Here is a 1,823-nt window from a genome sequence, read left to right as displayed (position 1 = left end):
AGACCGATCTGGCGCGACAGCTTCACAAAGGTGTATCGCAGACTCCACTGACTGAGTCGTGTCCCCTGCTCGGAGATCAGAAAGCTTGGTGTGGGCGCGCTCGGAAAGACGCGATGGCGAGCGACCACATAGGCGCGGAGAACTTCCTGGGTGGTCGCGTGCAGCGGCAGCACCCGCGCCTTGTCGAACTTGCCATGGCGGATCGTCACCTCACCGAGGGTGAGATCGACGTCGGTATCATCGAGCGCGAGCAGCTCGCCGACGCGCATCCCGGTCACGCTCAGCAGCCCCAAGGCGGTGACGGCGGTTTGGGCACGCAATCCGGTCGGTGAGTGCAATTGGGCAGCAGCCTCCAGCAGCCGCACGACTTCGGTGTCGGTATAGAGATACGGGACGGCCCGTTGTGGGCGGGCACTCAGGAGCCCGATTGCGGGAATCTGGGTCTGGGGATCCATGGCGGCACGAAAGCGGGCGAAGCCACGCACGAGCGTCAAGCGCCGAGTCCCTTCGGCGGGCGAGGCTGTCGGCGACTGCGTCGCCCACTGCAGTGCCAACTCGCTGGTGATGTGCGCGCAGCCGTGCTGTTCGAGAAAGGCCAGGAAGCGCGACAGCAAGCGCTGCGCGTCATCCATCTTAAAGCCGAGCGCGCGGCGTAAGGCCAGGTACTCTTCGAGGGCGTGTGCCAAGGTCTTCATTGCACACCTCCCGGCCAAGGCGGCGCCAGTCGGCGCAACGCCGGCTCATCGACCTTCGCGTAGATCCGCGTGGTGTCGAGGTTTTGGTGGCGTAATAGCTCCCCGATTTCGACCAGAGACGCACCCTCGCGCAGTAACCGGGTGGCCAGCGAATGCCGCAGCAGATGGGCGCCCTGATGGGGCGGATGCAGATCGGCGCGGGCCAACGCGCGGCGCACGATGGTTCCGACGGCGTTGCCGGCTTGGAAGCCACGCCGTGGGGCGCGCAGACAGACAAAGACCTGGCGGGTACTGCACGCTGGTCGGGCATCGCGTAGATAACGGCTGAGCGCTTCGCCGACGTCCCACGGTAAGGGCAAGCGCTCGACATCCTCAGCCGGCATGAACTTCGGTAAGCCCGCTAAGTGCCGGCGCGCCGGTGCTGGCACGGCTTGCGCCAGATCGATGGCCAGGATGCCGTGCTGCAGCAGAAAGCGCAGGAATCCGCGCAACGCACTGGCGATCAGTTGGGTGTGCCCGGCACTGTAGCGGCGCGCCTGCTCGAGCATGAAGGCGTTGACATCCTCAGCGCTGAGGTCAGTCAAAACCGGTGGCGATTGCGCCCCAAAGCGCCAGTCGAGAAAGCGCGTGACCGTATCCAGATAGGTGCTGACCGTCTCTGGGACCAAATTGCGCTGGTTGATCAGATGGGTGCGAAACGCCTCCCGAATCGGAGCGTTCGGATCAAGATCTGGTGACTCCGAAGGCGGTAGGAGGACACCTGTCCGGCGCAAGCACGCCAGCAAGAACGCCAGCATCGGGTGGTCTTCGCTACGTGGCTTGAAGTGGCGATAACGCTCCGCTAAGAAGGCGTCAAGGACGGCCTCATCCAGGTCAAGGATCCTGTGATCAGACGATTCAAGCCAGATCCCTGCCGTCGCGAACAACCGCAGGGCGTAGTTCGATGTCGCGATCGCGTATCCGCGCTCGGAGAGCTCACGGCTGAGCGCCGCGAGATGGGGCGCTAACAGGCCCGCCTGCAACTTCTCCAACACGACCGGTTTGAGACCGCAGTGCTCGTTCATGCTGTTTCCTCTGTGGCTAATCGGATGACTTGCCACTGGGAAACAATCAGAATAATGCCGGGTC

General features: G+C 63.7%; 2 protein-coding genes. Both read right to left on the bottom strand.

Annotation, left to right across the window (positions count from 1 at the left end):
* A partial coding sequence (locus G3446_RS26545; RefSeq protein WP_164456659.1) for a tyrosine-type recombinase/integrase occupies positions 1–695 on the bottom strand: 695 nt, incomplete at its 3' end.
* Positions 692–1,759 (bottom strand): tyrosine-type recombinase/integrase, encoded by a 1,068-nt coding sequence (locus tag G3446_RS26540; protein ID WP_164456658.1) that lies wholly within the window; start codon positions 1,757–1,759, stop codon positions 692–694. The genes G3446_RS26540 and G3446_RS26545, both read right to left, overlap by 4 nt.
* Positions 1,760–1,823 lie beyond the last annotated feature (64 nt).

Source organism: Thiorhodococcus minor (assembly GCF_010820565.1).
Lineage (GTDB): Bacteria > Pseudomonadota > Gammaproteobacteria > Chromatiales > Chromatiaceae > Thiorhodococcus > Thiorhodococcus minor.
Note: the sequence above shows the minus strand (reverse complement) of the source record. Positions and strands in the feature narration are given on the sequence as shown.